The organism is Streptomyces sp. (assembly GCF_031181555.1).
GTDB classification, from domain to species: Bacteria; Actinomycetota; Actinomycetes; order Streptomycetales; family Streptomycetaceae; genus Streptomyces; species Streptomyces fimbriatus.
Genome location: NZ_JAPSKQ010000185.1, coordinates 4269 through 11280 on the forward strand (window position 1 = coordinate 4269; position 7012 = coordinate 11280).

At 72.1% G+C, this 7012-nt stretch carries 5 protein-coding genes; 1 reads left to right on the top strand and 4 read right to left on the bottom strand.

The annotated features are described in order from the left end of the window. The 3 genes from pgsB to RIM90_RS27140 all read right to left on the bottom strand — a co-directional run. On the bottom strand, positions 1 to 1362 hold a 1362-nt coding region (gene pgsB, locus RIM90_RS27130), incomplete at its 3' end, for a poly-gamma-glutamate synthase PgsB (protein ID WP_309063384.1). 6 nt (positions 1363 to 1368) lie between these two features. Then, a complete protein-coding gene (locus tag RIM90_RS27135) occupies positions 1369 to 3615 on the bottom strand; it encodes a HAMP domain-containing protein (RefSeq protein WP_309063387.1) in 2247 nt (748 codons plus the stop codon). A 193-nt stretch (positions 3616 to 3808) separates the two neighbouring features. Continuing rightward, complete coding sequence (locus RIM90_RS27140; RefSeq protein WP_309063385.1) at positions 3809 to 4996, bottom strand: CapA family protein; 1188 nt, start codon at positions 4994 to 4996, stop codon at positions 3809 to 3811. A gap of 17 nt (positions 4997 to 5013) precedes the next feature. Between RIM90_RS27140 and RIM90_RS27145 the strand changes: the two genes are divergently transcribed. Beyond that, positions 5014 to 5997 carry a hypothetical protein gene (locus RIM90_RS27145; RefSeq protein ID WP_375165573.1) on the top strand — a complete coding sequence of 328 codons (984 nt, stop codon included), beginning with the start codon at positions 5014 to 5016 and terminating at the stop codon, positions 5995 to 5997. A gap of 18 nt (positions 5998 to 6015) precedes the next feature. On the opposite strand, the gene truA is transcribed toward RIM90_RS27145, so the two are convergent. Beyond that, on the bottom strand, positions 6016 to 6873 hold the full coding sequence (gene truA, locus RIM90_RS27150) for a tRNA pseudouridine(38-40) synthase TruA (protein WP_309063386.1): 858 nt from the start codon (positions 6871 to 6873) through the stop codon (positions 6016 to 6018). Positions 6874 to 7012 lie beyond the last annotated feature (139 nt).

Here is a 7012-nt window from a genome sequence, read left to right on the forward strand (position 1 = left end):
CTGCTGCTGGTACGGGCCGGTCGGCTGGGCCGGGACGCGCAGCACCGGGATCTCCTGCGTCCGGGAGGCCTGGTAGCGCTCCTCGTGGGCCGTGGGGTAGGAGGCGTACGGGTCCAGGCGCGGGGCCTGGGCCGGGGCGGGAACGGCGGCCGGGCCCGGTGCGGTCCGGCCGTCGTCGCTCTCGTCGGCCGGCAGCTCCGCCAGGTACTCCAGCAGTTCCTCGCCCTGGCCGTGGATGTTGCCGATGGCGACCAGGGAGGAGCCGTCGGACATGCGGTCGAGCAGGGCCGGCATGAACTCCTCGGCGGACCGCTTCTCACCGCCCAGGTCGACGGCCCGCTCCCGCCACTGGGCGGGGATGGCGTCGATGGCGCTCTTGGAGGGGTGACCGATGACGAAGACGTTGTCCGGCTGGAGGTCGGGGATGATCTCGCCCATCTGGCCGTTGCGCTCGACGCGGTCCGGGCGGCAGTTGATCACCACGTTCAGCGGACGGCGGATGGCGCCGAGGTCGAGCAGCTGGTTGATGTTCATCAGCGTCGACTCGGGGTCGTTGGCCGCGAAGACGTTGGCGAAGGCGAGCCGCTTGCCCTCGTGGGTGACGTACCGCTCCACGGACAGCACACCGGGGTCCGGCGGGGCGTCGTACATGCCCTGCAGGGCGACCTCGCGCTCGACGCCGAGCAGGTCGGCGACGACCAGGGCGATGGCGACGTTCTCCTTGAAGGTGAACCAGCTGAAGCCGCGCAGTTCCTCGTCGGTGACCGTCTCCGGGTCGGCGTAGATCAACTGGCAGTTCCGGGCGTCGGCCTCCTCCTGGAGGATGTGGAAGCGCTCCTTCTCGGCGGTCACGCAGATGCCGTTCTCCGGCATCGAGCGGCACAGCGAGCGGGCCACGTCGTCGAGGGTGGGGCCCATCTCCGCGAGGTGGTCCTCGCGGACGTTGCACAGCACGCCGATCGTGGAGCGGATCAGCTTGCTCTGGTTGACCTCCTGCAGGGCCGGCATGACCGCCATGCACTCGATGACGAGGGCGTCGGGGCGGTAGGTGGCGGCCCGGCGGACGATGCCGATCTGCTCGACGACGTTGGCGATGCCGAACTTGCGGTAGACCGGCTCCTCGGTGGCGTCGGGGTGGATGAAGCGCGCCGCCGTGCCCGTCGTCTTGGCGACGGTGACCAGGTCACCGCCGCGCAGCGCGCCCGCGCACAGCCGGGTGATGGAGGACTTGCCGCGGATGCCGTTGACCAGCACCCGGGAGGGGATGGAGTGCAGCGCGGCGTAGTGCCGGCGCTGCTCCACGATGCCCGCGGCGAGCAGGAACAGGCTGCCGATCAGCAGGACGAAGTACAGGTAGAGCACGGCGGGTCACCTTCCTCCGGCACCGAGCCGGGGCTCGGCGGACCGGCGTGCCTGGTTCTGTCGGCGGGCCTGGAGCTGCTGGCGGATCAGTTCGAGGCTGCGGACGACGGCCCCGACCTCGTCCTGGTAGCGCGGGTAGAGCACGGTCTTCAGGTCGCCGTCGGCCAGCTTCTCGGCGCTGCCGGCCAGCGCCCGCAGCGGCCGGGCGACGACCAGGTGGATCCATCCCAGGCAGACGACGATCGCGGCGAGGCCGAGCATGCCGGCGAGCACGCTGCGGTCCTCGCGTTCGTACGGGGTGATCTGGAAGTGCTTGGCGTTCTGCCAGCTGACGACGGTCCAGCCGAGGTCGGCCGCGACGCCGCCGCCGGAGAAGGGCGCGGCGGCGGCAACGGTGACGCTGCCGCCGTCGCGGATGAGCAGGCCGTTCTCGACCGGTCCGGCGCCGACCCGCACATTGCCCGCGCGCACCAGGTCGGGCAGGGCGTCGTTCGGCAGGTCCTCGAAGGCGAGGAAGCCGTCACTGGCGGCGAGCGTCTCGGCGTCGGCGTTGACGACCCGGACCTCGCCGAGGCCGGGCCGCTTCAGCAGCGAGTTGAGGAACTCCACCCGGATCTCGCCGACCAGGGTCGTGCCCTTGTGCTCCGGCACGGGCGCCCCGGCCTGGATCACGGGCTTGCGCTCCCCCTTGCCGGACACGCGGACCAGAGGCAGGTCCTTGTCGTCACTCCAGGCGTGCGGGTCACCGCCGGCCCGGGCGACGACCTCGCCGCGGGAGTCGACGACGTACAGCGCCTGGTAGCGGGTGTGCTCGCGCAGGGCACCGGCCAGCAGCTCCCCGGTGGCACCGGGGTCGTCCGCGTCGATCAGGCGGGAGGTGGAGACCAGGTCGGCCTGGGCCTCGTTCAGCGCCCGGCGGACCCGGTCGGCGACCAGGTCGGTGCGGTCGCGCTGGTCGTTGACCATGGTGGCGGGCACGCTGACCGAGCCGTCGGTGCGGTTCAGCAGCCAGCCCACCGGGACGCACCACAGCAGCAGCAGGACGGCGGTCACCACGAGCGGCACCCGCAGGCCCAGCCGGACCTTGCCGCCGGTCTCGCCGCCTGCCCCGCCGTCCCGGCCGCCGAGTTGCTCGCGCAGCCGTTCCAGGGCCGTGCCGATCCGGGCGGCCTCACCCCAGCGGGGGACGCGGACGGGACGGGTCAGGTCGCCCCGGGCCAGTCGGCGCGACTCCAGGAACAACCGCAGCAGCGGGCGCTGGACGCTCACCCACAGCACGGCGACCGCCAGCAGGCCGAGCAACACCAGAGCGCCGGCCGCGATCAGCCCGAACAGTTCCCGGTCCGCTCCGACGGTGCCCTGCTGCTGGATCACGGGCAGCAGGGCCACGACCGTGAGCCCGAGACCGGCTGCGACGCTCTCCTTCTCCTCCGGGTCGGAGGGGGCGAGGGAGGCGTACCCGGCGGTGGCGATCCGGCCGTTGTAATCGTCGCCGATCAGGGTGCCGCTGACGCCGGGGTAGCCGCGGGAGCCGGGCTCCCTGGCGCCGGCGGGGTGCCGGTCGGTGCGTTCGGCCGCCTGCTCGGACAGGCGGGACATCTGCTTCTGGAGGAAGGTGAGTTCCTTGCGCTCCTGGTCGGAGTTGAGCGCCTCGGACTGCTCGAAGCCCGCCGTGGCGAGAACCTCGCCGCCCTGGGCCACGACCGCCATGCTGCGGAACGGACCCAGGTTGATCGCGGGCACGGACAGGCTGTTGGAGGCGATGAGCAGTTGCTGCGGCCGGTCCTTGAAGTCGAGGACGGCCATCGTCATCAACCGGACGTCACCGGTCTCCAGCCGGACCATGCGCGGGGCGAGAGCGTGCTCCCCGGTGAGGACGTCCTCGTCCAGCCAGGCGAGAGGAATTCTTTCGCCCCGGGCGGCGAGCACGTCCCCGCTCTTCAGGTCCAGCACCGTGGTGCCGGTCCACTTCTGGTAGGTCTTGCCCAGGTCGGACAGGACACGCTCCGGCTCGGCCGGCTCACCCGCGTTCAACGCCGCCGCGGTGCGGTTCAGGTCCGTGACCCGCTCGTCGATCGAGGCGCGCAGCGCGATGGCACCGTCCTCGGCGAAGTTCTGCTGCGAGGACAGCACCGCCTTCGGTACGACCGGCTCGCCGCTGGGGCCGAGCACCTTGGCGGTGAGCCCGGCCAGGGCGAGGACCAGCACGCACAGCACCGCGATCGGGGGCCGGATGCCGCCCAGGAGCGGCATGTCCGCCCGTCTGCGGCTGCGCCGCCGCCCCTGCGCGGCAGGCGGGACGTGGCTCGTTGTCACGGTGTTCATCCTTGGTTGCTGCGAAGGGGGCCGACGCCCGCTGGACGCACCGCTGCCGCGGCCGTGCGACGCCGTCACTCAAAAGACTGATAAATGCTGCCAAGGTTGTGGCCCCGGCGTGGAATGTGCTCTAGCTCTCGTCCTCATCCAGCGAGAGCTGCTTCAGGCCGTCGCCGCCGGGCGCCCCCCGGTTGTAGAGGAAGCCGCGGGTGCGGTCGGCGGCCAGTCGGTAGCGGGCGAGCCGCTCCTCGGACAGGTCGCCCGGCTCGTCGATCGCCTGCTGCACGTCCACGAGCCGGTGGTCCACGACCGCCCCCTCAGGAACCTCCTCCCCGGGCTCCGCCTCGGGCGGGATGTCCACCAGGGTGGTGCGGTAGCGGGCGGTGACGTCCCAGCCCTCGGTCGTCTCCCGGAACTCGAACCAGCCGATGGCCCCCTCTTCGGTGGTCCCCTTGGGCGAGGAGTGCCGGGCGACCTGGTTGCCGAGGCTGTAGGCGATCCAGGTGCCGTTCACCTTCTGGATCGGCTGCACCACGTGCGCGTGGTGGCCGATCACGAGGTCGACGCCGGTCTCCTCGGTGAGCCGCTGCGCCAGCTGCAACTGCGGCACGCTCGGCTCGTTGTAGTGCTCCAGTCCCCAGTGGGCCGAGAGGATGACCACTTCGGCGCCCTGGTCCCGGGCCCGGGTCTCGGCCTTCTTGATCTCTTCGGTGCTGAGCCGGTTGAACGCCCACCTCTGCTTCTCGGGCGTCGGGTTGAGGAAGGACTCCCACGAGTAGGAGAGATGAGCGACCTTGACCCCGTTGACCTCGCGGATGTTGATCTTCTCCGCCTCCTCGGCGGAGCGCGCCGACCCGGTGTGCCCGAGGCCCACCTCGTCCATGACGTCCAGGGTGCGCCGCACGCCCTTCATCCCGTGGTCGAAGGTGTGGTTGGAGGCCGTCGAGCAGGTGTCGTACCCCACGTCCTTCAGGGCGGTCAGGACCTGCGGCGGGACCAGGAACTCCGGGTAGCCCTGGAAGGGGCCCTCGGGCTTCCCGACGGGTGTCTCCATGTGACAGATCGCCAGGTCGGCCTTGCTGATGACCGGCTTCACCCCGGCGAACAGCGGCCCGAAGTCGAGCCCGGCCTCTCCCCCGCCGGTCTTCTCGGCGTCCTCGGCCGCCTGCTCGACCAGCTCCGGGTGGATCAGCACGTCACCTGCGGCGGCTACGGTGAACGCACGTCCCCCCGGCTTCACCTGCGGCTCCGCGGGTGCGGAGGCACACCCGGCGGTCAGACCGGCGAACGCGGCCAGGGTCGCCACCACCCGCCCCATACGGAGAGACTTACGCAATGTCACCGAGCCATGGTCACATGAGCCCCAAAACGAACGCCTACATCGCTATTACAAGACAGTCACGTTTGCTTCGCTTTTTCGCTCTGATCTGTTTGGTGCTGATGCCGACCGGATGCCAGTCGGCGTCCGAGCCGTCCGGGGAGGACGCCGTGCCCCGGTCCCGGGAACTGGTGGATCTGCGCAGCCGCATCCTCGACTACACCGCGGAGTTCACCCCCGACGGCGACTACACGCCCCCGGACGACGAACAGCGCGAGCGACTGGCCCGGGGCGTGGGACGCCTGCTGGACGGCGACGCCCGGGAGGCCGAGCGGCTGCTGGCCCCGATCGGCCTCGGCGTCACCCGCCTCACCGACACCGCCTCCGGCCGCCGCTACGACGAGGTCGCGGCCACCGGCCGGGGCGACAGTGAGCACTGGGGACGGCTCTACGTGACCGCCGACGCCCGCCTGAGCTGGAGCGCGCAGGTGCCGCACCCCGTGTCCGACCGGCACACCGAGAAGCTCGGCGTGCGCCTGCTGGAGGAGAACCCGGGCGGTGCGCTCGTGCTGGCCGGGGCCCATCGCCGGGCCGGCCGCGCGGACGCCGCCGACGTCGCCCACCGCGAGGACAGCGCGTTCCACGCCGCCGTCCTGGAACTGCAGAAGCGGGGCGTGCCCGGCGTCCAGCTGCACGGGTTCGCCGAGTCCACCGAGGACCGCTACGACGCCATCCTCTCCACCGGCGCCGCGCAGAGCGCCCCCGGCGAGGTCGCCGCCCTGGCCGACCGTCTGGAGACGGACGGCCTGCGGGTCTGCCGGGGCTGGTCCGCCCGCTGCCGGCTGGAAGGCAGGACGAACGTCCAGGGCAAGGAGGCGCAGCGCCTGCACGCGACGTTCGTCCACGTCGAGCTCGCGCCGGACGCCCGGGGCGACGGCCCCGACGCGGACGAGGCGGTCCGGGGCCTCTCGGGCCTCCTCACGACGTGGGCGGAGGACTGACGACGGACGCAGCCGGGCTCAGCAGCAGCCGGCCACCGGCAGCGACCGCCTGTTGCGCGCCTCCTTGCTGCGCGCCGCCAGCAGCTCGTCCGCCGGGTAGCCGACCTCCTCCAGGGTCAGCCCGTGCGGGCGTACGACGTGCACGGCCGAGTCCCGCACCCGCGCCGCCAGCACCTTGCCCGGCCAGTCCGGCGGGCGGTGGCCGTCGCCGACGAACAGCAGCGCGCCGATCAGCGAGCGCACCATGTTGTGGCAGAAGGCGTCGGCCCGGACGGTCGCCGTGATGATCCCGTCCTCGCCCCGCACCAGGCTCAGCTCCTGGAGCGTACGGATCGTCGTCGCGCCCTCCCGCCGCTTGCAGTACGCGGCGAAGTCGTGCTCCCCCAGCAGCCCCCGCGCGGCCTCGTTCATCGCGTCGACGTCGAGCGGCCAGTCGTGCCACAGCACGTGCCCGCGCAGCAGCGGGTCCACCCCGCCCGGGTTGTCGGTGACGCGGTAGGCGTAGCGCCGCCAGATCGCGGAGAACCGGGCGTTGAAACCGGCCGGCGCCTCCCGCAGGGCCCACACCCGTACGTCCTTCGGCAGCCGCCCGGCGAGCCGCTTCAGCAGCTTCCCCTTGTGCTCCGCCCACACCCCGGCGGGCAGGTCCACATGCGCCACCTGTCCCCGCGCGTGCACCCCGGCGTCGGTGCGTCCGGCCACGGTCAGCTCGTACGTCGTCGTCCCGGACCGCGTGACGGTCCGCAGCGCGTCCTCGACCTCCCCCTGCACGGTCCGCCGGCCCCCGGCCTGCTTGGCCCAGCCGTGGAAGTCGGCGCCGTCGTAGGACAGGTCGAGGCGGATGCGTACGAACCCGGGCTGTACTTCGTCACTCACGTACAGATCCTCTCAGGAACGCGGAAGCGGGCCCGCCCCGCAAAGGGCGGACCCGCTCAGCGCGAAGCAGTGCCTCAGGCGTCCTTGGACTCCTCGGCCGGGGCCTCGGCGGCCTCGTCCTTGGTGTCCTCGGCCTTGG

Excerpts from the sequence above, each read along its gene's own strand:
- RIM90_RS27135 (WP_309063387.1), bottom strand. The coding sequence starts at position 3,615 with ATGCCGCTCCTGGGCGGCATCCGGCCCCCGATCGCGGTGCTGTGCGTG.
- RIM90_RS27140 (WP_309063385.1), bottom strand. The coding sequence starts at position 4,996 with ATGGGGCGGGTGGTGGCGACCCTGGCCGCGTTCGCCGGTCTGACCGCC.
- RIM90_RS27145 (WP_375165573.1), top strand. The coding sequence starts at position 5,014 with ATGTCACCGAGCCATGGTCACATGAGCCCCAAAACGAACGCCTACATC.